This is a genomic window from Robertmurraya phoenicis, from assembly GCF_047302285.1.
Lineage (GTDB): Bacteria > Bacillota > Bacilli > Bacillales > Cytobacillaceae > Robertmurraya.
Genome location: NZ_CP154845.1, coordinates 134382 through 158602, shown reverse-complemented (window position 1 = coordinate 158602; position 24221 = coordinate 134382). Strand labels below are relative to the sequence as shown.

22 protein-coding genes and 1 riboswitch are annotated in these 24221 nt (G+C 38.0%); of the genes, 6 read left to right on the top strand and 16 right to left on the bottom strand.

Annotation, left to right across the window (positions count from 1 at the left end):
• Window positions 1-4 precede the first annotated feature (4 nt).
• Complete coding sequence (gene nagA / locus AA0X71_RS00730) at window positions 5-1168, bottom strand: N-acetylglucosamine-6-phosphate deacetylase (RefSeq protein ID WP_413358100.1); 1164 nt, start codon at window positions 1166-1168, stop codon at window positions 5-7.
• A gap of 121 nt (window positions 1169-1289) precedes the next feature.
• Between nagA and AA0X71_RS00725 the strand changes: the two genes are divergently transcribed.
• Complete coding sequence (locus tag AA0X71_RS00725) at window positions 1290-2021, top strand: GntR family transcriptional regulator (RefSeq protein WP_413358099.1); 732 nt, start codon at window positions 1290-1292, stop codon at window positions 2019-2021.
• Between the two features lie 83 nt (window positions 2022-2104).
• Here AA0X71_RS00725 and nagE read toward each other — a convergent pair whose 3' ends face one another.
• Entirely contained in the window at window positions 2105-3556 is a 1452-nt protein-coding gene (nagE, locus tag AA0X71_RS00720; RefSeq protein WP_413358097.1) for an N-acetylglucosamine-specific PTS transporter subunit IIBC, read from the bottom strand.
• Window positions 3557-4135: 579 nt separating this feature from the next.
• Between nagE and AA0X71_RS00715 the strand changes: the two genes are divergently transcribed.
• On the top strand, window positions 4136-4954 hold the full coding sequence (locus AA0X71_RS00715) for a helix-turn-helix domain-containing protein (protein WP_413358095.1): 819 nt from the start codon (window positions 4136-4138) through the stop codon (window positions 4952-4954).
• A 33-nt stretch (window positions 4955-4987) separates the two neighbouring features.
• Here AA0X71_RS00715 and AA0X71_RS00710 read toward each other — a convergent pair whose 3' ends face one another.
• The 4 genes from AA0X71_RS00710 to AA0X71_RS00695 form a co-directional block, all read right to left on the bottom strand.
• On the bottom strand, window positions 4988-5770 hold the full coding sequence (locus tag AA0X71_RS00710; protein WP_413358093.1) for an ABC transporter ATP-binding protein: 783 nt from the start codon (window positions 5768-5770) through the stop codon (window positions 4988-4990).
• 15 nt (window positions 5771-5785) lie between these two features.
• Entirely contained in the window at window positions 5786-6814 is a 1029-nt protein-coding gene (locus tag AA0X71_RS00705; protein ID WP_413358091.1) for a FecCD family ABC transporter permease, read from the bottom strand.
• A complete protein-coding gene (locus AA0X71_RS00700; RefSeq protein WP_413358090.1) occupies window positions 6807-7814 on the bottom strand; it encodes a FecCD family ABC transporter permease in 1008 nt (335 codons plus the stop codon). The genes AA0X71_RS00705 and AA0X71_RS00700 overlap by 8 nt, the downstream gene beginning before the upstream one ends.
• Window positions 7815-7993: 179 nt before the next feature.
• The gene (locus AA0X71_RS00695; protein ID WP_413358088.1) at window positions 7994-8971 is read right to left on the bottom strand and encodes an ABC transporter substrate-binding protein; all 978 of its coding nucleotides are present in this window, start codon (window positions 8969-8971) and stop codon (window positions 7994-7996) included.
• A 303-nt stretch (window positions 8972-9274) separates the two neighbouring features.
• On the opposite strand from AA0X71_RS00695, the gene AA0X71_RS00690 reads away from it, so the two are divergent.
• A complete protein-coding gene (locus AA0X71_RS00690) occupies window positions 9275-10030 on the top strand; it encodes an alpha/beta hydrolase (protein WP_413358086.1) in 756 nt (251 codons plus the stop codon).
• Between the two features lie 72 nt (window positions 10031-10102).
• Here AA0X71_RS00690 and AA0X71_RS00685 read toward each other — a convergent pair whose 3' ends face one another.
• Window positions 10103-10834: an SDR family oxidoreductase gene (locus AA0X71_RS00685; RefSeq protein ID WP_413358084.1), complete on the bottom strand. Its 732-nt coding sequence runs from the start codon at window positions 10832-10834 to the stop codon at window positions 10103-10105.
• Between the two features lie 137 nt (window positions 10835-10971).
• On the opposite strand from AA0X71_RS00685, the gene AA0X71_RS00680 reads away from it, so the two are divergent.
• Window positions 10972-11817 carry a helix-turn-helix transcriptional regulator gene (locus AA0X71_RS00680; RefSeq protein ID WP_413358082.1) on the top strand — a complete coding sequence of 282 codons (846 nt, stop codon included), beginning with the start codon at window positions 10972-10974 and terminating at the stop codon, window positions 11815-11817.
• A gap of 70 nt (window positions 11818-11887) precedes the next feature.
• On the opposite strand, the gene AA0X71_RS00675 is transcribed toward AA0X71_RS00680, so the two are convergent.
• From AA0X71_RS00675 to AA0X71_RS00655, 5 genes are all read right to left on the bottom strand, one after another.
• Entirely contained in the window at window positions 11888-12445 is a 558-nt protein-coding gene (locus AA0X71_RS00675; protein WP_413358080.1) for a class D sortase, read from the bottom strand.
• A 79-nt stretch (window positions 12446-12524) separates the two neighbouring features.
• A complete protein-coding gene (locus AA0X71_RS00670) occupies window positions 12525-14957 on the bottom strand; it encodes a choice-of-anchor I family protein (RefSeq protein ID WP_413358078.1) in 2433 nt (810 codons plus the stop codon).
• 248 nt (window positions 14958-15205) lie between these two features.
• The gene (gene mdh / locus AA0X71_RS00665) at window positions 15206-16147 is read right to left on the bottom strand and encodes a malate dehydrogenase (protein ID WP_413358076.1); all 942 of its coding nucleotides are present in this window, start codon (window positions 16145-16147) and stop codon (window positions 15206-15208) included.
• Between the two features lie 107 nt (window positions 16148-16254).
• Window positions 16255-16761 (bottom strand): 3-isopropylmalate dehydratase small subunit, encoded by a 507-nt coding sequence (locus AA0X71_RS00660; protein ID WP_413358074.1) that lies wholly within the window; start codon window positions 16759-16761, stop codon window positions 16255-16257.
• A 22-nt stretch (window positions 16762-16783) separates the two neighbouring features.
• Window positions 16784-18037, bottom strand: coding sequence for a 3-isopropylmalate dehydratase large subunit (locus AA0X71_RS00655; RefSeq protein WP_413358072.1), 1254 nt, complete (start codon window positions 18035-18037; stop codon window positions 16784-16786).
• A gap of 169 nt (window positions 18038-18206) precedes the next feature.
• Between AA0X71_RS00655 and AA0X71_RS00650 the strand changes: the two genes are divergently transcribed.
• Window positions 18207-19094, top strand: coding sequence for a LysR family transcriptional regulator (locus AA0X71_RS00650; protein ID WP_413358070.1), 888 nt, complete (start codon window positions 18207-18209; stop codon window positions 19092-19094).
• A gap of 109 nt (window positions 19095-19203) precedes the next feature.
• Here the strand turns inward: AA0X71_RS00650 and AA0X71_RS00645 are convergent, their stop codons facing one another.
• The 3 genes from AA0X71_RS00645 to AA0X71_RS00635 all read right to left on the bottom strand — a co-directional run bounded on the left by AA0X71_RS00645 (window position 19204) and on the right by AA0X71_RS00635 (window position 21549).
• Window positions 19204-19926 carry an amino acid ABC transporter ATP-binding protein gene (locus AA0X71_RS00645; protein WP_413358068.1) on the bottom strand — a complete coding sequence of 241 codons (723 nt, stop codon included), beginning with the start codon at window positions 19924-19926 and terminating at the stop codon, window positions 19204-19206.
• Window positions 19923-20606, bottom strand: a complete 684-nt coding sequence (locus tag AA0X71_RS00640; protein WP_413358066.1) for an amino acid ABC transporter permease — start codon at window positions 20604-20606, stop codon at window positions 19923-19925. The genes AA0X71_RS00645 and AA0X71_RS00640 overlap by 4 nt, the downstream gene beginning before the upstream one ends.
• 142 nt (window positions 20607-20748) lie before the next feature.
• On the bottom strand, window positions 20749-21549 hold the full coding sequence (locus AA0X71_RS00635) for an ABC transporter substrate-binding protein (RefSeq protein ID WP_413358064.1): 801 nt from the start codon (window positions 21547-21549) through the stop codon (window positions 20749-20751).
• Between the two features lie 80 nt (window positions 21550-21629).
• Window positions 21630-21811, bottom strand: a riboswitch (Lysine riboswitch).
• Between the two features lie 180 nt (window positions 21812-21991).
• Here AA0X71_RS00635 and AA0X71_RS00630 point away from each other — a divergent pair.
• Complete coding sequence (locus AA0X71_RS00630; protein ID WP_413358062.1) at window positions 21992-23659, top strand: M20/M25/M40 family metallo-hydrolase; 1668 nt, start codon at window positions 21992-21994, stop codon at window positions 23657-23659.
• 137 nt (window positions 23660-23796) lie between these two features.
• Here the strand turns inward: AA0X71_RS00630 and AA0X71_RS00625 are convergent, their stop codons facing one another.
• Window positions 23797-24153 carry a nucleotide excision repair endonuclease gene (locus AA0X71_RS00625; RefSeq protein ID WP_413358060.1) on the bottom strand — a complete coding sequence of 119 codons (357 nt, stop codon included), beginning with the start codon at window positions 24151-24153 and terminating at the stop codon, window positions 23797-23799.
• Window positions 24154-24221: the final 68 nt, after the last annotated feature.

Genomic DNA, 24221 nt, shown 5'->3' with positions numbered 1-24221 from the left:
TGTTCTACTCTCCTTTAAATGCTATTTCTCCACGACAAATCGTGTATTTTATCATCAATTGATCATCCACTAATAAAAGATCGGCGTCTTTTCCAATATCAATGCTTCCTTTACGATCAAAAACCCCCACTTGCTTAGCCGGATTGCGAGAGGTCATTTTCACAATATCGACGAGTGTCACTCCATCGATGGCTAGCATGTTTGCAGCACCATCCCGCATCGTCACAATACTTCCAGCTAATGTTCCATCCTCTAGCACAGCCCGGTCTTCCGTTACTTTCACCGGTTGTCCTCCTAGCTCATAATCACCCGCAGGTAATCCCTTCGCCCGCATCGCATCGGTAATTAAAATCAGCCTCTCGCTTCCAACATTTCGATAAATTAGCTCCATCATGTCAGGAGAAACATGAATCCCATCAGGAATTAACTCTGCATTCACGCTTTCTAACTGAAAAGCAGCTCCAACTGCACCAATATCACGGTGATGAATTCCGTTCATCGCATTACACAAATGGGTTAATTGCTGGACCCCTTGCTGAACGGCTTTTTTTATTTCAGCAAATCCAGCATCCGTATGCCCTGCTGATACATTAATGCCCTGTTCATTTAAAGCTTTGATAAAAATTCCCTCTTGATCAAGTTCTGGCGCCATTGTAATGGTACGAATCTGATTTCCAGATATCTTCTGCCATTGCTTAAATTGTTCTAAATCCGGCTCAGTAATATACTGAACAGGCTGTGCTCCTGCTTTAACTTTATTGACATATGGTCCTTCTAAATGAACCCCCACCACTTCTGCATGACCTGGTTTATTGTCATAACGAGCCACATTTCCCAATGCTTTTTCTATATTTTCAGGAGACTGAGTAATCGTTGTAGCTAGAAAGCTAGTTGTTCCCTCTTTTGGTAACAGGATAGCCATATCATCTAGTGCCTTCTCGGTTGCATCCATCGTGTCAGCACCATTTGCTCCATGAATATGTGCATCGATAAAACCTGGAATTAAATTGAGATCCTTCCCATTGATGATTTGAACATCACTAGCTATGTTTTCAACAGGGTTCTCCTCTATTGCTTTAATCTGTCCATTTTCTATCCATACAGCCCCACCATCAATAATTTTGTTTTCTAAAAAGATTTTTACATGATTAATCAATAAACGTTCCATTTTTTAGTTTCGCTTCCTTTTAATCAGTATAGTTGTCTATACCAGTAGACATATGTACAGGCTTACATTCTTTTGATAAAATTTATAGTGTCTTACGTTCCAAAGAAGGAGGGTTATTTCCTTGATTGATAAACAATCCCATATACCTATATATTATCAATTAGAAGAACAAATAAAAAGTATGATCCATTCAATACATTTAAAACCTGGAGATCTTTTACCGTCAGAACGGGAATTTGCCGAAAAATATGCGATCAGTCGGATGACTGTTCGACAAGCAATCAATAATTTAGTAAAAGAAGGACTTGTTTATCGTGAAAAAGGAAAAGGCACATTTGTCGCAGATAAGAAATTTGAACAGGATTTATCCGGTCTCACAAGTTTCAGTGAAGATATGCGAAATCGTGGACTCATCCCTTCTAATCAATTAATTAGCTTTGATTTTGTACTACCAGATGAAAAAATTGCTTCCATTCTGTCTATTTCTCTTACTGACATGATTTGCAAAATTAAGCGAGTTCGTTTAGCAAATGAGGAACCTGTTGCACTAGAGACCATTTACACACCGAAAAAAATCATTGGTGATATGGACTATCAAGATTTCTCAACTTCTTTTTACGACTACTTAGAAAAAAAATTGCAATTTAAAATTGGATTTGGTCATCAAACCATCGAAGCTTCCCTTGCAAATGACGACGAAGTGAAGTATTTAAAGATTAAAAAGGATAGTCCTGTCTTAGTGATGGAGCGAACCACCTTTTTACAAAATGAAGAACAAACTCCAATCGAATTCGTAATCTCTTCCTATCGTGCAGATAAATATAAATTTAAAATGACCATGAAACGTGACTAATGAGGATCTTTTCGAAAACATAGTCGGTATATTTTTCCCAAAGAAGATGGCTAGTATCCATAGGAGATACTAGCCTTTTTTCATTAATCCTCTTTACGGATTTTCTTCACTTCTTCTGCTACTGCTTGCACCTGGGTTCCAACAATGACCTGGATACTATTCTTTCCAACCACTTTAATTCCTGGAACACCGGTTGTTTTAATTTTATTTTGGTCAACAGCATCCATATCTTTTACTTCGACTCGTAAGCGAGTTGCACAGTTATCAACTGAAACTACGTTGCTATCTCCACCTAGTCCTGCATAAATCGTTTCAGCCATGATGCCAAAACGGTCTTTTGAACCTGCTTGAGCCATTTCTTCATTTACGACAACATCATCATCTTCACGTCCAGGTGTTTTGAAGTTAAACTTCGAAATGAGGAAACGGAAGACTACATAATAGATAACGGCAAATACTAATCCTTGCAAAATTAACATAAACGGCTTATTTGCTAAAGGTAGCTGTGAGCTTAATACAAAGTCAATGAGTCCGGCACTAAAGCCAAATCCTGCTGTCCATTGGAATGTTGCCGCGATAAATAAGGAAATCCCCGTTAACGCTGCATGTACCACATATAGTGCTGGCGCTAAGAACATGAATGAGAATTCAAGCGGCTCTGTAACCCCGGTTAAGAATGCAGCAATTCCACCGGCCATCAGTAGTGATGCGGCTTGCTTTTTACGCTTTGTTTTCGCTGTATGATACATGGCAAGTGCTGCTGCTGGGAGACCAAACATCATAATCGGGAAGAATCCTGCTTGATATCTTCCTGTAATTCCTTGTTCACCATCACCAGCCCAGAAGTTTCCGATATCATTAATTCCTGCTACATCAAACCAAAACACATTGTTCAAGGCATGGTGTAAACCTGTTGGAATTAATAAGCGATTGAAGAATCCATATAAACCAGCACCAACAGCACCTAAACTACTAATCGCTTCCCCGAATGAAATAAGACCAGAATAAACAACTGGCCATACAAATAGCATCACCATGGAAACACCCAACATGACAATAGCGGTTAAAATGGGAACTAATCGTTTTCCACTAAAGAACGCTAAAGCATCTGGTAGTTTTACATTACTAAAACGATTGTAAAGGGCCGCTGAAATACAACCCGCCATAATACCAATAAAAACATTTTCAATTCCGTCAAAAGCCATATTTACTTCTTCAACTGGAATATGCCTTAAATTCGCAACCGAATCGGTGGAAAGTAATTTTGTTATAACAAGATAGCCGACTAAACCGCTAAGTGCAGCCGCACCATCCTTTGCCTTCGTCATCCCAATGGCGACCCCAACCGCAAAAAGAATCGGAATAAAATCTAAAATCGATGAACCTGCCCCAATGAAAAAAGCAGCAACTGGATTTCCAGCACCCCAGCCTTCATGGTCAATAGCATATCCAATCCCCATTAGTAGGGCAGCAGCAGGTAGCACCGCAACCGGTAACATAAGGGACTTACCAAGATTTTGTAAATACTTCATCATGGTAAAAGACCTCCTCTTACATATTTTTTTAACGAATCGATTTCGCATTCTCCTAAAGCCCATTTAAAAATAATTAGTGCAAAAACTTATTTGAATGCGTTTTCAACCGATATCTCGGTTCGATTATAGCATTAACCGATATAGTTGTCTATACAACTAGTTAATGTTATTCTTCCAGTTTGGAACGCGATAAAGCCATCGAAATATTTCCCGGAAATATTCCATTATGTCACAAATCTATTTTTAATAAAGTTCAATTTGGAAATCTTCTTAAACATCAATTACTCTTACTCTGTAAATTAAAATGATAAATATCTGATTTACTAAAAGATCGACTGTTGATAATTATAACAGTACACAAGTATCATAATAGAAACTGTGAATTAAGCGTCTAATAACTTCTCATAAAATATTCATCTACTACTTCTTCCCTTGATTACCTGACCTCTTGTAAGTCTTTATAGTAATATTTATAACTTTAGATGATTTAAAAACATTCTCTTTTTAATCATCTTAAATATTGATATAATTATTAATAATGATAATCATTTTCAATTGAGTTTATAAAGGGTGACTACATTGGCTATCAAAACGAATGAATTAATCGAGTATTTTGCGACCTCCTCGATTGAATTTAGAAATGCTTTTAAAAGTACATTACCGGCTGGAAAAATAGATACAAATCGCAAGACCGATTCGCAAACTTGTGGACTGATCATTCCATTAAAGGGATCCGCTCGCTTCTCATTGAATGGAGTTCCCTATTATATCAATGAAAATATGATCGTTCATGCTGGTGCAGGTATGGATATAGAGATTAAAACGTTTGAGGAAGAGTGGAGTTATGTCGTCATACACTATCATTTAATCCATGCAGAAGAGCACTTTAAATCATTTATAAACAAGCATTTCTCGATTGAAATTGATCATATGGACGATGTCCTAAATGTAATTCAACAGTTATTAGGCAAAAATATGAATCCTGATTATTTTTCGCAATTTGAGTTAAAGGTTCTTTTTATGAATCTCCTTCAAGCCATTTTACATGGAGCTAGAAATAGTCAATATAACTTTACGTTGCAGCAAGTGACGAAAATCTTAGATTATTTTCATACTCACTATGAGGAGGAAGTTTCAATCAGTGAAGTAGCTGATATGTTCGATATAGATCGGAGAAGAATTGCCTATCTTTTTGAGAAAATTACCGGTTTAACCCCGATTCAGTATTTAACGAGATACAGAATTTCAAAAGCGAAAGAATTGTTGACCATTAGTGAGTTAACCGTCTCTGAAATATCCGAAACAGTTGGATATCAAGATAGTTTCTATTTTAGTAGAGTATTTAAAAATATTACGAAAATGTCACCAAGTAACTATCGAAAAGTACATCAAGGTTAATCGAGGGAAACCGAAATGGGATCCCTCAATCATTCAAGACAATACATCATACGATACACAAATCGGAATCCCCTCATCCTCGATAATATTAGCCTTAATCTGGAACACATCTTTCAATACAGATGGTGTCATAATCGCTTGAGGTGTGCCGGTCGCTAACACTTTCCCATCTCTCATCGCCATAATCGTATCTGAAAAACGAGAAGCCTGATTGATATCATGCAGGACCATGACAATCGTACAATGATGCTCTTCATTTAATTTTTTTACAATTTTTAAGACTTCAATTTGATGAGCCATATCTAAGTATGTCGTAGGTTCATCTAATAAAAGAATGTCTGTTTTTTGCGCTAATGCCATCGCAAGCCATACACGTTGCCTTTGACCACCTGATAATTGTGCCAACTCACGTGCTTCGAACTCAGATGTTTGAGTTACGTCCATCGCCCACTCAATCATCTCTTTATCATGCTCGGTCAGACGATTGACATTTTTTCGATGGGGATAACGACCGTATGAGATTAATTCTCCTACTGTTAACTGCGGAGGAGCTGAAGGAGATTGAGATAGAATTGCTAATCGTTTCGCAATTTCCTTCGTTGAAAGAGTCTGCATATCCTGCTCTTGAATAAACACCTGACCTCTTTCCTTTTTCAATATCCGTCCCATTGTTTTAAGTAAGGTTGATTTGCCACAACCATTTGGACCAATGATTGTCGTTATTTTTCCATATTCAATTGAAGCCGTTAAGTTTTCAAAAATCATATTTCGTTCATATCCTGCTGTTAATTGTTCAATACGAAAAGCCGTTTGCATCCGCTCTCCCTCCTTTTAACGGGATTTAACTAATAAATACAAGAAGTATGGGATTCCGATAATGGCAACAACAATCCCTACCGCTAATTCTGATGGGGCAAATAATGTTTTTCCAATAAAATCAGAAAACACAAGCAATGCTGCGCCAATTAGTGCGCTCACAGGAACAACATAGCGATGTTTAACCCCCACTAATTGACGGGCAATATGGGGTGCCATCAATCCGATAAACCCAATGCTTCCGGATACCGATACACAGGCACTAACCAGACCAACACTGGCAAGGAGTAAAATGACTTTCTCCCTTTCCAAATGAATTCCTAAGCTGACAACCATGTTATCTTCAAGCTGAAAATAATCGAGTAAATAAGACTTTTTAAATATGTAGAATCCTAAAATGAGAATCCATGGCAACATCGAGATGATGAATACCCAGTTTGCATTATAGATTGCACCAGCTTGCCAAAGCGCAGCTGATTCAAAGTCTTTTTCATTCATTTTCAAGGAGAGATATAAAGACAAGGCACCGAATCCACTATTAATGGCAATCCCTGTTAGCAGTAATCGTTGTACATCTAAACGTCCATTTTTATAGGAAAGAACAAAAATAATTGCAGCAGCGATGGTTCCACCGACTAATCCAAATAACGGCATCATCATAATATTTAGCCATTCAGAACCGTCTGTACGTACCGCCTGAAACTGAAAGAAATACATGAAAAAGACAACGGCCGCTCCTGCCCCTGCGTTAATGCCCAGAATCCCAGGATCAGCAAGATCGTTTTTCGTAATCCCCTGTAGGACACAGCCTGCTAACGCTAAACCAATCCCTACTAAAATCGCAATCACAATCCGCGGGAGGCGAAGTTCGAAAATAACCAGTCGAAACTTTTCATTATCCTCAAAACCAATGAGAGTATTAATCACCTCTAAGACACTCATATCAAACATGCCATTGGTGACATGGAGGTAAAATCCGCTAAAGATAAGCAAGAAAAGGATGGTAATTATGATAAAAATTTGACTCTTCTTCCGTTTAGGCATGCCTATCACCTCCACGAGAGCGGATTAAATAGAGGAAGAATGGGATGCCGACAAAAGCGGTTACAACCCCAATCGGCGTTTCAAAAGGATAGTTAATAAAACGACTGACTAAATCACAAAGACTAAGGAAAAAGGCACCAACAAGGATGGAACATGGAATAATCGAACGATAATCTACTCCAACTAAAAATCGAACGACATGCGGGATCACCAGTCCAACGAAGGCAATTTTTCCGACGAGGGCTACTGCGGTTCCTGTTAATAAAACAACAGCTATCATCGATAAGTAGCGAATCAGCTTTGTTTTTTGCCCAAGGCCCACCGCAATATCGTCTCCTAAGGATGTGACCGTAATGGCACGTGCACAAAATAGAGCGATGATCATCCCCACTAAGCCAAATGGAATGGAAAGCAACAGCATATCGGTGTTCACAATATGAATTTTTGTGTTATACCATGCGGCAACAGTTTGGGAGACTTGGAAATACATCGCAATAGCTGATGCGACACTGCTTAAAAAGGTTCCAATTACCGTACCAATAATCGCTAGCCGTACAGGTGATAACCCATTTTTGATCGCTGCTCCAAATCCAAAAACTAAGCCTGCTCCAAGTGCAGAACCAATAATTGATAAAAGAATCATTTGGTAATTCGGTAATCCTGGCACGAAGACAATGGCCAATGTAATGACAAAAGCAGATCCATCATTCACCCCCATTAGAGATGGTGAAGCAAGATAGTTACGGGTAATTCCTTGCATAATTGCTCCTGCAACAGCTAAAAAGGCACCGACGAATAAAACGGCGATTGCTCTAGGGATTCTACTAGTACGAATGATTTGGTGATCGGCGTTCCTTTCATCAAAATCGATCAGCGCTTGCCAAATCGTTTCAATACTTATCTCCTTTGTTCCATACAATACAGAGATCACCGTAATCCCGATGATGAGTAAAGGAGTTATGAGCATAATAATCTTTCGAATTTTAGCTGTTTGATTCACTCTTTTGCACCTATCTTCTAACGTGAAGATTGGAAGCAAAGAATAATCCTGCTTCCAATCTCCCACTTCCATATTTTAATCTACACTTCAAGTTAAAAAACGAACACACATGGCCTAAAAAGCGACGTAGCCTCTTAATATTCTTTTTTTTGTGCACCGTCTTACATCGTGAAATCAACTCACTTCAGTAAATTTTCTTCCACAACATCTAAAAATCTTGTTTTCGACCAAGCAGTACCACCTTCAGCTAAAGGGGCGATTGTATTCACGTACACTTCTCCATTTTTTGATGCTTTCAAGCTATTAAAAATCGCATTATTTTGAAGCTCTTCTAACGCTTTAGGAGCATCAGCATTTTCTGTTTCCTCAAATTGTAAGAAGATACTATCTGGGTCTACCTCTGCTAACGTTTCTAATGAAATTTCCGCTTGTGCTTCAGCCTTTGTAACGACATCGGGAACTTTTAATCCTAGGTCTTGATAAAGAATCGGGTTAAAATAAACATTCTCTGGATAGACGTTCATTAACCCACCACGGACACGAATCATAAGAACTGATTTTTCGCTTATGTCAGAGTTAGCAATCTTTTCTTTTGTATCAGCAACTTTTTGTTCATAGTCAGCAATCAATTTTTCAGCTTCTGCCGTTTTATTGGTTAATTCAGCTAAAGCTAGTAGATTATCTTTCCAATTAGCTGAAATATGAGAGTATGGTAGAGTCGTAGCCAATTTATTCATTTGAGTCATCACATCTTCACCCCATTTAGACGTTCCAATGATGGCATCGGGGTCTAGAGCAAGAATCGCTTCAGCACTCGGAGCTCTCTTATTTCCAACTAATGTTGCTCCCTCAAGTTCATTTAAATATTCGGGGATTTTTCCACCCACTTCTAAAACACCGACTGGTTTAATCCCAAGAGCGACTGAATCTTCCATTGCTTCAAAGCTTGCAGCTACAATATTCTCTACTGGGTTTGAAAAGGTATACTCCGTCCCTAAGTAATTTAATTTTATTTCCTTCACTTCTTCTACTTCTGATTTGGTTGCTGTTTCAACCGGTTGTTCCTCTGTTTTTGTACTACTTTCTTCTGATGTGTTACAAGCAGCCAAAGAAAAGGTTAACAAGGCAGCCATCCCATATTTCCAATACTTACTCATCTATTTCCCTCCAACTTTAATTGATATTGATTCTCATTACTGATCCCATCCTATCAAACCATATTAGGGAAATGAATAGATATTTGCGGATGAAAGAATGGACATTTTTCCCTAGATCAATACGCTATTTCCTTTAAAATAAACGTTTATTTTTATAAATAATGGATTTTTTTCAATTATGCACATTCATTTTTGTATTTTTTAGGCATGAGAAAACGGAAAATAGATTTGTATGATAGCGAAGGAATGTATTACTATTGGATTCATTCAATGATTATTTTGTTGTAAAGGAGATTGGCAAATTTGCAAAAAAGAGATTTTGAGTTTCATTACTTCTCGCAATCAACTGAGTATGAATATACAATTCAAGTGTATGTACCGAATACGACTCCTCCACAAACTGGATTTCCGATTATCTATGTGTTGGATGGACAATCCTATTTTGAATTTGCTAAACATGCGATTAAACTTCAGTCACAAAATAAACGAAAGACAAAAATAGAACCGAGTATTGTTGTCGGAATTTGTCACGATGAGAAGGATATGAGGCAGCGTAGATTTTATGAATTCACCGCCCCTGCAGACCAATATATTTTCCCGAAGCATGCTAAAGGGAAACACATGGACCTAGGAGAAAATGGTGGAGCACCCCTATTTCAAAAATTCATGGAAGAGGAACTAAAACCCTTTATTGAAAAAAAGTTTGAGGTGGATACAAATAAACAAACTCTTTATGGACATTCTTTAGCTGGGTACTATGCAATTTGGTGCTATTTGACTCACTGTCACGATTTTCAAACTTACCTTGCCATAAGCCCTTCTATTTGGTGGAACGGAAAAGAGCTTCATGATTATGTAAAAAAGGCCCATCCTCACGATCTGCAAAAATTATTTATCGCTGTCGGTGAACATGAAGGCTTCATGGTAGAGGATGCAAAAGTGTTCTATGAAGAATTACCTGTTCCTTCAAAAATGCTGCATATCGCTCCAAATGAAAATCACGCTTCTATCGTTCCAACAACAATTAGTCGGGCATTGCGGTTTATTCGTGAGAAATAGACTAGCATTCCAAAACATTAAAACAAAACTGGCCGAGAATTCCCCAGGCCAGTTTTTTTACGAAACATTTACTCATACCCCATTTAATTGATTAAATATCTCTTGTCGTTCTATTCTATTAGCGTTAGTAGTCAATTCTGAAAACCCGTAGGTAATTTCTTCCTCACCCTTTATTAGACCTGATATGACTTTATCAGCAAAAAAATCTACAGGGATCCCTGCAGTATTTGAGCCAGGTATGCCTAAGTCAGTATTTGTAAGTGGCGGTGAGACTTCAATAACACGGATTTTACCAAGCAATTGGTGTCTCATAGATTGTGTAAATGATTGCAAGGCAGCCTTAGTGGCACTATACACCGGGGTTGCTGCTAATGGTACATGTGATAATCCCGATGTGATGTTGATGAGCACAGCGTTTTCTTGTTTAAGCAAATGTGGGATCAACAAATGTGTAAGATGGATCGGTGCTGATAGATTTGTTTTAATCTCCTTCTCTACATAATCCCATGGTTTAATATCATCATAGTTTAAGTAATGCATAATCCCTGCATTGTTAATAACAACATTCAAGTCTGGAAAATCCTTCATCACTTGTTCCACTAACCTTATGCGATTCTTCTCTTCTGATAAATCGCTTGTATATGTAACAAGTTCTGGATGCATAGATTTTGCCTCTTTTAGTTTCTCTTCTCTTCTACCGACTATAATTACTTTATTATTTTGCTCTAGCAATCTAGTGGCGAGTTGAAAACCGATTCCAGTAGCTCCACCTGTAATCAGGACTGTGTTGTTTTGTATAATCATGATAAATCACTCCTTTAAAATGTAACTGCCTTTTACAATAATATTGTATAGTAAAGCTAATTCAGCATTCAGAGGGATGTTTATTCTAGGATTGCTACTACCATCTTACTAAATCGCAACCAAAGGGAGGAACGTTCATGTCCAAATCAAATTCAAATCGCCATCAAGAATTAGCCCATTTTTTGCGTAATCGTCGCGAACGCCTGTCGCCTAAACTTTTCGGCTTGCCTGAAGAGCGACGAAGAACCCCCGGTCTCCGTCGGGGAGAGGTCGCTACTCTAGCCGGGATAAGTCTTGAATGGTACACATATTTAGAGCAAGGAAGAGACATAAATGTATCAACTGAAGTCCTAGAAAGCTTGGCAAGAACACTTCAATTAAATGATTCAGAAAGAAAACATCTATTTCTGCTAGCTCACCGCCAACAGCCTCCTGAGCGCTTGAATAATCGGAATGGGATGGTAAGTGAAAAGCTCCAAAGACTTTTAGATAGTTTTGGAATAGCTCCAGCCGCAGTGATGGATACTAAAATGAACATCCTTGCTTGGAATGCCTCCTTCTCTGCCGTACATGGCAATTACGATTTACTATCTGAGAAAGAACGCAACCTTCTTTGGATCACTTTCACATCGAAATCTTTTCGCATATTAAAAGGAGAGCAATGGGAGGATCATGCGAAACGAACAATCGCTAAATTTAGAGCAGGTTTTGCAAAGTATCTTGATGATCCATGGTGGACTAATCAGGTAGAACAATTAAGTATAAAAAGTGAGGAGTTTGAAGCATATTGGCAACAATATGATGTACTCGATGATCAAGATGCCTATAAGATGCTCAATCATCCAGAGGTTGGAGTACTCACTTTTGATCATCTTACATTACAACCATTGGGTTATCCCGAGCTTGAAGTTTCTGTTCATATCCCTCTTAAAGACAATCAAACCGAAAATAGAATCAATATATTAATGAAAAATCATTCCTGACCTCAGGAGTGATTTTCTGTTTTTTCGATTAGAATTAAAAAGCCTAGCTTCCACCTTACTGGAATAGAATTTATTTCTTTTCAGCGTAAATAATATAACGTTGTGGTGCATTCCCGATGTATCCAAAAGGATAACATGTCGTTAAAATCAACTCTTCTTTTTCATTTTGTAAAGTGATAATACTTCTATCATCTGCATCAACTATTTTCGTATCAACTATTTCATATGAAAATTCCCCATAAGAGATTTCTACTTGAAGTTCATCCCCCAATTTCAGTTCTCCTAGTTGAGTAAATACTGTATCCCTATGCCCTGATAAAACAATTTGCCCATTTTGCTCTGGAAAATAGGAGCCTTTATAGTGCCCTACACCTTTTTCTAATTCATCTGGATCGGTTCCCTCAACGATGGCTAATTCTGAGCTTATCGCTGGAATCTTTAATAAACCAACCGTGTCTCCTTGCCTTGGTGAAAAATCATCTTTACTGCTTACTAATGTGGGCTCTTCAATCACCTGTTTGGCTTCCTCCAATGTTTGACTTGCTTTAACTTTGGACTGGAAGATCTCCCATGATGCATAACCTATCAAACAAACCCCTACCAGAATAATAAGGTAATATTTTTTCATAATTTCCCTCTAATCATTTAAAGTTTTTATTAAAAAGATCCCCCTAAAAAGCAGAGGGATCTTCAGTTGACCGAAGAGTTTAATCTTGCATGGTTCTTCTCTTTCTTATGACTACCCCAATCCCACCTAAAACGACAAGAATTAAGCCAATTGCCATGAGATTAAAGTGATTTGTCGCTGTATCCGGTAGTTTATGTCCTGAATTATTTTTCTCTGATTGCTTTCCATTTGTGTTAGAATCTTTATTGTCTGATGGATCTTCATCTGTATTAGACCCATTATTGTTTGATGGTTCTTCTTCTGGATTGGGTTCATCATTCTCCGAAGCAGTTTCTTCAAATACTCCAAATGTACTAAAATGACTTACTTCTACCCATACGTTTCCGTTAGTAGAATCATAGCTTGTTGGCATTATTTTCTCTGCTTTTTTTCCATTTTCATCAATATAGTAAACAACTACATCCTCCCAGTTCTTTATCTCTTTTGGATCGACTTTAAACTGAAGAATGATTTTACTGTCTTCGAATTTATCAATCAATGTTCCATCTTCCGCTTGAATCGTGAAGTCATATACGGGACCAACAGCACCTTCATATGACATTGGTAGTATATTAATGGTTACCCTTTGATTCAAATCTTTCAATAAAATTAACGGTATTTCAACTTCAACTGCATCTATCATGATTTTAACTTTTGCATTTGGATTTGTGCTTAATATGTCCGCTACCTTATCTGTCGTTAATGTTAAGCTTAGCTGCGAATTTGTTGAGAAATTGAAAACGATGTTCCCGTCCTCGTTCATTAAACTCTTATCTAACTCTTCATAAGCACTGTTCGGATCTTCAGGTGGTGTTGGTTGAATAGGTACTTGATATTCATTCACAGAAACCGTTCCACTTACCTCATTTCCAACAATCACAAGTGGACGACCTGTTGGACTTAGATCTTGTGGAACAAATTCAAGACCTTCTGGCGCTACATCTCCTGCTATTTTTGCAGAGAAATCTCTAGTGTTAAGATAGTTTGCGAACTGAGCATTTTCGGGATTAGAAATATTATAGGTCATAACCCCACCGATTCTCTCAAGACCGACAAATGCATAAACTTGATCACCAATCACACCGACTTTTACATCTTCAGGTTCTGGACCTTTTTTCGCACTACGCTTGTCCATTTCATCATCATCATTTGACCAGTTAAAATAATCTGGAAGTCGTTCAGCTGTGATTTTTTCGAAATCACTTCCACTGTCATAAACAAGTTCCATTGTATCAGCCTTCCAAATGGAGAAAGAACGGCCACCCAATGTATAAATGGCATCTGTTCCGCGATCGGTTAAGACTTCAAGTTTGTCATAATCCTTAGAACTTTTCATCCTGTCAAACGCTTCTTGCGCTTCTTCAGTTGACATCCCTTGAAAAGACTTAGTAAGTGTGATGGTATCTTTGATATCTTTAAAGTCCGCTATATTGATAAATTCGGAATCATCTTCGCCCCACTCTGTTGCATCTCCCTCGTTACCCGTAACTAAATATTCAACGCCACCAATATTGACAGAGGCAACCGCATCTGGCATATATGAGCCTAAAATTGGAAGTCTTTCAAATTCTATTTTCCCGTTTCTTGCAGCATCAATTTCATTACCTGGCATCGAATGATCTTTATATCCAAGAGACTTTACTGATAAAACTTTCCCTTTTTCAATATCAATCGTAGCAATGGCATTATTCTCTTGTAGAGTTACATATGCCTTTTTACCATCTTTTGAAATGGCAATGTATTCAGGTTCAAAATCCTTAACGGCATCCTCTTTTGCTCCATTATTACGAATATGAACATCGTCCGCAATGACATTTACATCATCGAATTTCACTAGTTTACTCTCTCCAGAAGCCACATCAACAATCGTAATAGAACCTTCTGGATCAACATGGCCTAGACCAAGACGAGGTTCTGCTTCGTCAGCAGAAAGTATATACTTTCCATCAGCTGCTATTTTAACCATATCAGGCTGAACACCCGCTTCGTATTCAGCTTGAATTTCCCCATCATAATCGATCACGACAATTTTTCCAGGCTTGGTATAATCCTTCTCCTGAACAGCTACAGCGATCATATTGTGTGACGTATTTATATCAATGCTTGTTAAATCTCCGTATGTAAACTCAGCATCTTTAATCGATTCTGCAATATTAATGGATTTTTCTTTTTGAAGCTGTTGTACTGTATCTGAGGATGTCAAATCTTTTAGACTTACGATATCAAGTGTTTGTTCCTGACCATTAATAACGTAGAATTTCTCGTTATCCGAATTGTATTTAACAATTTCAGCAACGCCACCATCTGCATTCGCTTCACCCATTTTATATCCAGCAATTTTTTTAACTTCCAGCGAATTTTGATATCCCACTTCTGCTGCTGCATGATTCACATACATTGGAATACCTGAAACTAGAATTGTACCGGCTAAAAAAACCTTACTGAGCAAGCTTAATTTCCCACTACTCTTCATCTAATCTCCTCCTTGTTTTCCATCCCATTCCCAAAGTCACAAATTTTTACACCAGCCATCTAGATGCAACAATTTTTGACAACCTAGATCAGTTTATCATTAAAATATTCAGAATATTATCTCGTTTTTGTTAATTTAATGTTGAGTTATTGTAAAATCTCTATTGAATATTGGCTTATTGGGCACACAAAAAGAGGCCGTCAAATCATGACGACCTCTTACTTTTAATTTAAAGCTTTTTCTATATATTAATACGCCAACACATTTATCACATTTTTTACGGATTCTGCCGAGCAATCAAGAGCTGTTTTCTCCTCATCTGTTAAACGCAGTTCAATAATCTTTTCAATACCATTTCCACCTAAAACAGTAGGAACTCCCAGATAAATATTATGATAGCCGTATTCACCATCAAGATAAGTAACCGCTGGTAATATTCTACGCTGATCTTTTAATATAGCTTCTGTCATTTCAGCTAGAGAGGCTGCTGGAGCAAAGTAGGCACTACCGTTTCCAAGCAGTTCGACAATTTCTCCTCCCCCTTTACGGGTCCGTTCTACAATGGCTTCAAGCCGATCCTTTGATAGCAATGTAGACAATGGAATTCCACCTGCATAAGAATACCTAACTAATGGTACCATCGTGTCCCCATGTCCACCGAGAACAAATCCTTTAACATCTTTCACTGAGATATTTAATTCTTGTGCAATGAAAGTCTGAAAACGCGCTGTATCAAGTACCCCAGATTGTCCGATCACACGGTTTCTTGGGAAACCAGACTCCTTATAAACGGTAAATGCCATTGCATCAACAGGATTTGTTAAGACTATAATGATGCAGTTAGGAGAGTATTTTACAATCTCATTTGTAATGCTAGCCATTATCTTTTGATTGGTTTGAACGAGATCATCACGACTCATACCAGGTTTTCGTGCCATTCCTGCTGTAATAATGACAATATCAGAATCAACGGTTTCCCCATAATTCGAGGTTCCGGTAATATTGACATCAAAGCCTTGGACAGGACTGGCTTGAAGCATATCAAGTGCTTTTCCTTTCGTTGCATTTTCATTATTAGGTGTGTCAACTAACACAATATCGCCTAATTCTTTTTGTGCTAATAATAATGCAACTGTGGCACCTGTATAACCACTTCCAATGATTGAAATCTTTTTTCTTTTTAAAGACATATTCAAGCTCCTTCATATTCTGTAAATATTATTAAACGTATGCAACTAGTAATCTACTAGTAAAAAGAAGGTGGCTTCCTTATTAACAGACTCTAATTTTGAATTGATTACACCGATTTTTGAAGTTGGTTTTTGATCATTGCTTTAATTCCACCACTTGCAAGTATATTCATAATATACTCCGATATCGGCTGAGCCTGTATAACAGAACCTTTTGTTTCATTGACGATCATCCCTGTCTGGATATCAATCGTTAATTCATCTCCTGGCGTAACGGCCGTACTAATCCCTGGACAAACGAGTACAGGTACTCCTAGATTAATCGCATTTCGATAAAATATCCTTCCAAATGATTCAGCTAAAATAGCTCCAACACCGACTGCTTTTAGCGTAATCGCAGCATGCTCCCTACTTGAACCACATCCAAAATTAGTTGAGGCAACAATGATGTCGCCTTTTTTGAATTGTTTAACAAAGTTAGGATCTGCTCCCTCCATAGCATGTTTGGCAACATCTTCGACATTTGTCAGCTCAACAAAACGACCTGGATATATTTGATCCGTATCAATGTTTTTACCGAAAACAAAAGCTTTTCCTTGTAATTGTTTTTCCATTCTAAGGATCTCCTTTGTCAACTTATTTTAAATACTGCGTAGGGTCAACAATTTTTCCTTCGAGTGCAGCGGCAGCTACAGCAGCTGGTGAACCTAGAAAAATATTTGCTTTTGTATGACCCATCCTTCCTGGAAAATTCCGATTTGTCGAGCTAATACATGTCTCACCTTCAGCAAGCATGCCTTGGTGAGTACCTAAACAAGCTGCACAACCAGGGGTAACAAATGTTGCGCCTGCCTGTAAAAGTGTTTGTATATGACCTTGGCCCATTGCCTCCAAGAACACTTCTTGAGATGCTGGAACGACAACAAATCGTGTACGACTATTAATTTTCTTTCCTGCTAAAACTTTTGCGGCTGCAGCCAAATCCTCGACACGACCGCCTGTACAGGATCCTAAATAAGCTTGATCGACCGGTCTACCAATAAATTCTCTAATGTCCGCAACATTATCTACGCTATATGGAGCTGCTAATTGCGGTCTTAAATTTGAAACATCAAAAGTAAGTTCATCCGCATACTGAAAATCCTGATCAGTTGTAAAAATCTCATAAGGCCGTGTTACTTTAGCTTTTAAATACTCAAAGGTTACCTCATCTGGTTGAATGTAGCTGGTTTTAGCTCCCATTTCCGTACTCATATTACATAATGCCATTCGCTCTGAAATGGAGAGTTGTGAAATGACAGGCCCTGTAAATTCTACACCTTTGTAAACTGCGTAATCGGCACCTACTTGGCCGATAACATGTAAGATGATATCCTTTGCAAAGACACCCTCTGGAATTGTACCAGTGAGATTAATGCGAACAATTTCAGGTACACGGAACCAAAGTTTGCCCGTAATTAAAATCGTAGCCAAATCGGTTGCCCCTACACCTGTACCAAATGCCCCAAAAGCACCGTGGGTTGTTGTATGTGAATCGGTAACAACGACAATTTCACCAGGATGGGAGAGTCCTCGGTCAGCCATGACTTGATGACATACACCCTGATTAGTATCCATCAATAAATCAATGCCCTGATCCCAACAAAATTCCCGAAATTGCTTTTGATTATCGGCTTGTGTAATCGTCGAAGCAGGAGCATAATGATCTAGAAACATGATGACTTTACTAGGGTCATAGACTTTTTCTCCACCCATTTCATAGAAAGAGCGAATGGTCTGCAGATAAAGATCATTAATCCCAGCAAGATCAACCTCACAATTGACAATTTCACCTGTTGACACAGATGTTTTTCCGGATTTTTTTGCTAAAAGCTTTTCGATTGCATGCATGTTAATCCTCTCCTATAATCGCTTTCTAAATCGCTAACTTATTGGAAGATATATCTATTCGTTTTCATTAAAACACTAATAAACGATGACGTCTAATACATTATTATTATAAATCTGATAGTATTAAGTAATGGATTGGAATTAAATTTACTATTAATAGAGGTGACTTATGGAGTGGCAGCAACTCGAATACTTTAAAATTGTGGCGGAAACTCAACATTTTACCCGTGCAGCAGAAATACTTTCAATTGCTCAACCAACCCTCAGCCGTTCAATTTCAAATCTAGAAAGCGATCTTGGTGTTCCTCTATTTGAACGACTTGGGCGTCAAGTGATCCTTACCCGTTATGGAAAAATGTTTTATAAAAGGACATGTGGAGTACTTAAAGAGATTTCATTGGCAAAGCAAGAGCTTCAAGATTTGGTTGACCCCGATCATGGAAGGATATCAATAGCTTTTCTGCAATCGCTCGGGGCATCTTCTATGCCAAAGCTTATTCATCATTTTTTAAAAGAATACCCTTACGTACATTTTGAGATGTATCAAAACTCTCCGAACGAAATACTCGATCAGCTAGAAAAAGGTGAGATAGACTTTTGCTTTTCTGCCATCACTCGACAAAGACGTGGAATTGAATGGGTACATTTGTGGAACGAAAAGATCTTTGCTTTTGTCTCAAATGACCACCCCTTAGCGAATCGGAAAAATGTATCCATTCACGAGCTGGCAGAATACAAGTTTGTTACATTAAAACAAGGATATAGTATAAGGACCGTTTTTGATCAAATATTTAGCGCCGCTGGTCTCCAACCATCCATCACTTTCGAAGGAGATGAAGCGGTTACAGTTCTAGGGTTTGTCTCTGCTAATCTTGGCATCTCTCTACTTCCAAAAATAGAAGGATTACGCATCGGAAATATAAAACAATTGTCCATTCGCGAACCTGTTTTTGAGAGAAAGATTGGTTTAGCTTGGAACAAGGAGAAATATTTAAGTCCGGCTGCAAAAAGATTTCAAGAATACGTAAAGAGATTGTATCAAGAAGAGGATGAGTGAATATAAACTTCTGTATAAATTTGAAAGGAGTATGTCTAAATGTATTAATACCATTTTGTACATGCTCCTTTATTAAAGATATTTTCAATGAGAAATTATTCTATGTGGTTCATAATATTTGTTTCAAAAACCTTTGTGTTCGTTCGTGTTTTGGTTGGGCAAAGATATCACTAGGATGTCCTTCTTCGATAATATATCCGTCTGCAAGCATGATCACTCGATCCGCGACTTCTTTTGCAAATCCCATTTCATGCGTTACGATGACCATGGTCATCCCTTCACGGGCGAGGTCCTTCATAACTTGAAGCACTTCTCCAACTAGTTCAGGATCCAGGGCCGAAGTCGGCTCATCAAAAAGCATTACTTTTGGTTCCATGGCCAGTGCTCTCGCAATTGCCACCCGCTGCTTTTGCCCCCCTGACAACTGTTCTGGATAATAATTCGCTTTATCCTCCAACCCTACCTTTTTTAGAAGCTTGATTGCCTTTTCCCTTGCTGACTCTTTCGTTTCTTTTCTTACAAACATAGGAGCCTCGATAATGTTCTCCATTACCGTTTTATGCGGAAAAAGGTTGAAATGCTGAAAAACCATCCCGACTTTTTCTCTTATTTTATTCAAATTCGTCTTAGTGGGATTTATTTTTTCCGAATCGATAACAATTTCACCGTTCTCTGCTACCTCCAAAAAGTTAAGGCAACGAAGCAAGGTACTTTTTCCTGAGCCGCTCGCCCCGATCAAAACAACTACTTCTTTTTCGCTTATCGATAAATCAATATTCTTCAATACTTCGAGATTACCAAAGGATTTTGAAAGATTATGAATTTCAATCATGCCAAACGTACCTCCTTAGGTTTGCTGACATCCATTTTCTTCTCAATGCGGTTGGCGATGGCCGTAAAAATAAGGACAATAACTAAATAATAGATTCCTACCACAAAATACGTTTCAAACGGCATATAGTTTTCTCCCTGTACGGAAAGAGCTGTGTTATAAAGGTCTGTTACAGCAATATAAGCAACAAGGGAAGAATCTTTTAGGCCAATAATAAACTGATTGACAAGGGGAGGAATGGCTCTCTTGAAAGCCTGTGGAAAAATAACTCTCCGCATGGCAAGAGAATAGGACATTCCCAGTGACCTCGCCGCCTCCATTTGTCCACGGTCAATTGATTGAACAGCTCCTCTAAAAATCTCGGCAATATAGGCACCCGTATGAATCCCCAATGCCAGTGCTCCCGCGGTAAAGCTATCTAAATTCACAATGTTTGCTAGTCCATAATATAGGAACATGATTTGAACAATGAGAGGTGTGCCGCGAATGACGCCAATATAAATGTCGGCAATACGATGAAGGATTTTGCTAGAGGAAATTTTGAAACCTGCAAAAATAATACCAATGATCATCGCAATGAGTAGAGAGAGAGCCGTAATCGAGATGGTTATCCAAGAAGCTTTTAAAAAGGATAGCCCATGCTCATTAAAGATACCTAGAATATTTTCCAAAAAAACCACGATGCCTTGCCTCCTTCTCTAAATAGTGAGGATGTCTCAAATAAGACTGACCCCTGTCCTAAAAACAACATTACAGCTGAATTTTAGCAGGCAGAAGGGTAAAATTTCACTTTGACATCCCCACTTTTCTGTTTTTAAAATCTTACTTTTCCATGATGTTCGTATTAAACCATTTCATACTAATTTCCTCGTACGTGCCATCGTCTACCATGGATTGGATGGCCTCATTAATGGCATCAGCAAGCTCGTTGTTGCCTTCAGCGACAGCTACACTAACTCGGTCTTCGTTCAACAATTCACCAATTGGCTTAATTTTCAATTGCTTTTCGTTCATAGCATTTACACCGACAATTTTGTCTGTAATGACCGCATCCACCCGTCCAAGTGCCAAGTCTTGAAGTGCATTTACGTCTACGGGATAGCCTTTAACCTTATCGGATAATTCTTCCGCCATATCCTTCCATGTGCTGGCCTGGATAACACCAATGGTTTTCCCCTTTAAATCTTCCTTTGACTTAATATCCGTGTTGCCCTCAGCTACAAAAATTTGTGCCCCTGAGAGATAGTATGGGTTCGTGAAATCAACTTGCTTATCACGCTCTGGCGTGGCTGTCATACTTCCGATTATCGCGTCATATTTCTTTGCCTTTAACCCTTGGATAATGGTTTCCCACGGGTTTGTAACAGGGTTCGCTTCAAGTCCAATTCTCTTAGCAATTTCTGTTCCAATTTCAACATCGAATCCAGTTAATTTGCCATCCTTCGAAAAGTTTAATGGCGGATATTGCCCTGTCATCGAGAATGTCAGAGCACCTTCTTTTACTAATTCCATTTTTGCGCCTTCTGATTTTGCTGCTGTTTCTTCCCCATTACTATTCTCTGTACCACAGGCAGACAAGATCATTAACATTAATGCCACTATCAATATGACTAACTTTTTCATTGTTTTTCCCCCTTTATTTTCAAAAAAAAACACCGTCAATATATATGACGGTGCCATTTACACCCTCATCGATTAGCATTAATAACGATAGTTCTCCACAATCCAAAGGAATTGTGACAGTTCTGCCCCTATTCGGAGACAGCCCCAGATTCAAAAACAGTGATTTTTTGAAACTTCGGCGATTTATCCTTTTTCCTATTTTCATAGATTTCACTGAATCTCGAATAGGATACTTTTATAAATCGCGACCTCTACCCCATCTAATGCTAAAGATGAGGATTTAATATTAATTTTTAATTAATTTTCATTATAGAAAAATAATTTTCTAATTGCAACGATAATTTTTTTAATAGTTTTTTGGCTTATAAATTTGGCTTGACGGGATTTATTTCGTGATGTACATTTTGTTAAAATAACGAATTACTATAAAAGGAGCATTTATATGTTGCAATGTCGTGACGATATCCTATCTTTTACGAAACAGCTTGTAAACATTGAAAGTATCGTAAACACCGATGGTGAAAAGGCCATCGCCGAGTCATTATTTCAAATCATTTCTTCTTTCCCATATTTCTTAGAGAATCCTAACCATGTAGCTTTAGAGCAGACCGTCAGTGACGATCTGGAACGTTATAATGTGATGGCATTTGTTAAGGGAAAAAAGGGAAATAGCAACCGCACGGTTATTTTAATGGGACATTTAGACACGGTTGGAATTGATGACTTCAATCAATTAAAAGAATATGCTTGTTCTCCCGATGAACTGATGGAAGCATTAAAAAAAGAAAACCTCCCCCAATCAGCTAAAGAACAGTTGGATTCAGGCGATTGGTTATTTGGTCGTGGCGTCCTTGATATGAAAAGCGGGGTTGCCAGCCATCTTTATCTCTTAAAATATTATTCTGAGCATTTAGAGGAACTTGAAGGCAATATTTTGTTCTTAGGTGAATGTGATGAAGAAGATGGATCACAAGGGGTTCTTTCCGCTTTAAAAACATTGAAAAATTGGAAACAGGAACATAGTTTTGAATATATAGCAGCTATCAATTCTGATTTTGTTTCCCCTCGCTATGATGGCGATGAAAATCGCTATATCTATAAAGGAACCGTTGGAAAGCTGCTACCATCATTCTTTATAACCGGAGCAGAAACGCATGTTGGCTCAGCATTTGAAGGGTTGGATCCAAACTTTATTGCTGCCGAATTGACAAGGCAAATAAACTATAATCCAGAGCTTTGCAACGAAGCTTTCGGAGAAACCACTGTCCCGCCCGTGTCATTAAAACAAACGGATTTAAAACCGTCTTATACTGTTCAAACAGCTTTGTCTGCATATGTTTACTATAATTTCTTTATTCACTCCTGGTCTCCAAGAGATGTACTAACCAAGCTAAAGGAACAAGCCCATATTGCTTTTGCCCATGCACTTGCTTCCTTTGAAGAAAGGTATCACAAATACTGTGAAATTAGTGGCGAATCGTATGTCCAACACCCTTGGAAACCAAGAGTATTTACGTACGAAGAAATGGAACAATTATTGATTGAGGAAAATGGCGATTTATTCATTACACATATGAATCAATTTAAACAAAACCTCTTGAAAAACACTGAATTGGATACACGCATGTTTGCGGCAAGAATTGTGGAAGAAGCTTGGAAATGGATGAAGGATAAAAATCCAGCTATTATTCTGTTCTACTCTTCTCTATACTCACCAAGAATTGAAATGACAGGGAAAACAGTTGATGAACTCCTCTTAATTAACGCTCTTGATGAGGCAGTCGCAAAAATACAGCCGAACTATCAACATCCGATTGTTACACGGAACTTTTTCCCATATATCTCTGATATGAGTTTTATGGCTCTAAGTGATGATGAAGACGGAATAAATGCCGTTTCGAAAAACAACCCAGGCTGGGCCACAAAACACTATGTTGACTTTCAAGATATCCGGGATATCAATGTACCAGTTATTAACATCGGTCCATATGGCTTGGATGCACACAAGAAACTTGAAAGAATGGAAATGACGTACTCATTAGAAATCGTACCTAACTTAACAAATCTCGTGATCTCAAATTTATTAAACAATGGACAAACAAGCCTGTAGATGAATCTACAGGCTTGTTTCAATTCCCTACTTTTGAAAAAAAAGCATCTAATTATGGTACGGTTCACCTTAATAGGTTTATTTGAGGTTCCATTTTACAATTGAAAATTCTTTATATCTTTATCGTTAATCAGGCATTAACGAAAAAATACTTTATCTATATTATACTTAGCTTTCAATTTGTTAATGACATAGGTTTCATAAATTTCTCTATGTACAGGGTCATCAACGATACAAACAGCTATTTTCGTCACTTCGTCTCTGTGCATTTTCATTGGAGATACCGTATCTTCAAAATGTTTTTTAATTCGTTGTCTTAACTTCCTTGCTTTTCCTACAAACAGTAGCTCATCATTATTGTTATAAAACATAAAGATACCGCCCTTATCCCTTGTGATAAGGTGGAAATCTGTAAATCCGTAAATATTACTTAACTCCGGGTTATCCTTTTTTGTAATGGTAACATCCGCTTTTGGAATCGTTATGTTAATCATTGAAGCACACTTCCTCTTTTTATATTTATACTAACTCATTGTACCATTATTAATACCACTTACTTATG

Coding starts and splice junctions, on each gene's coding strand:
- nagA (WP_413358100.1), bottom strand. CDS start 1,168: ATGGAACGTTTATTGATTAATCATGTAAAAATCTTTTTAGAAAACAAA.
- nagE (WP_413358097.1), bottom strand. CDS start 3,556: ATGATGAAGTATTTACAAAATCTTGGTAAGTCCCTTATGTTACCGGTT.
- AA0X71_RS00710 (WP_413358093.1), bottom strand. CDS start 5,770: ATGCAAACGGCTTTTCGTATTGAACAATTAACAGCAGGATATGAACGA.
- AA0X71_RS00705 (WP_413358091.1), bottom strand. CDS start 6,814: ATGCCTAAACGGAAGAAGAGTCAAATTTTTATCATAATTACCATCCTT.
- AA0X71_RS00695 (WP_413358088.1), bottom strand. CDS start 8,971: ATGAGTAAGTATTGGAAATATGGGATGGCTGCCTTGTTAACCTTTTCT.
- AA0X71_RS00685 (WP_413358084.1), bottom strand. CDS start 10,834: ATGATTATACAAAACAACACAGTCCTGATTACAGGTGGAGCTACTGGA.
- AA0X71_RS00680 (WP_413358082.1), top strand. CDS start 10,972: ATGTCCAAATCAAATTCAAATCGCCATCAAGAATTAGCCCATTTTTTG.
- AA0X71_RS00675 (WP_413358080.1), bottom strand. CDS start 12,445: ATGAAAAAATATTACCTTATTATTCTGGTAGGGGTTTGTTTGATAGGT.
- AA0X71_RS00670 (WP_413358078.1), bottom strand. CDS start 14,957: ATGAAGAGTAGTGGGAAATTAAGCTTGCTCAGTAAGGTTTTTTTAGCC.
- mdh (WP_413358076.1), bottom strand. CDS start 16,147: ATGTCTTTAAAAAGAAAAAAGATTTCAATCATTGGAAGTGGTTATACA.
- AA0X71_RS00660 (WP_413358074.1), bottom strand. CDS start 16,761: ATGGAAAAACAATTACAAGGAAAAGCTTTTGTTTTCGGTAAAAACATT.
- AA0X71_RS00655 (WP_413358072.1), bottom strand. CDS start 18,037: ATGCATGCAATCGAAAAGCTTTTAGCAAAAAAATCCGGAAAAACATCT.
- AA0X71_RS00650 (WP_413358070.1), top strand. CDS start 18,207: ATGGAGTGGCAGCAACTCGAATACTTTAAAATTGTGGCGGAAACTCAA.
- AA0X71_RS00645 (WP_413358068.1), bottom strand. CDS start 19,926: ATGATTGAAATTCATAATCTTTCAAAATCCTTTGGTAATCTCGAAGTA.
- AA0X71_RS00635 (WP_413358064.1), bottom strand. CDS start 21,549: ATGAAAAAGTTAGTCATATTGATAGTGGCATTAATGTTAATGATCTTG.
- AA0X71_RS00630 (WP_413358062.1), top strand. CDS start 21,992: ATGTTGCAATGTCGTGACGATATCCTATCTTTTACGAAACAGCTTGTA.
- AA0X71_RS00625 (WP_413358060.1), bottom strand. CDS start 24,153: ATGATTAACATAACGATTCCAAAAGCGGATGTTACCATTACAAAAAAG.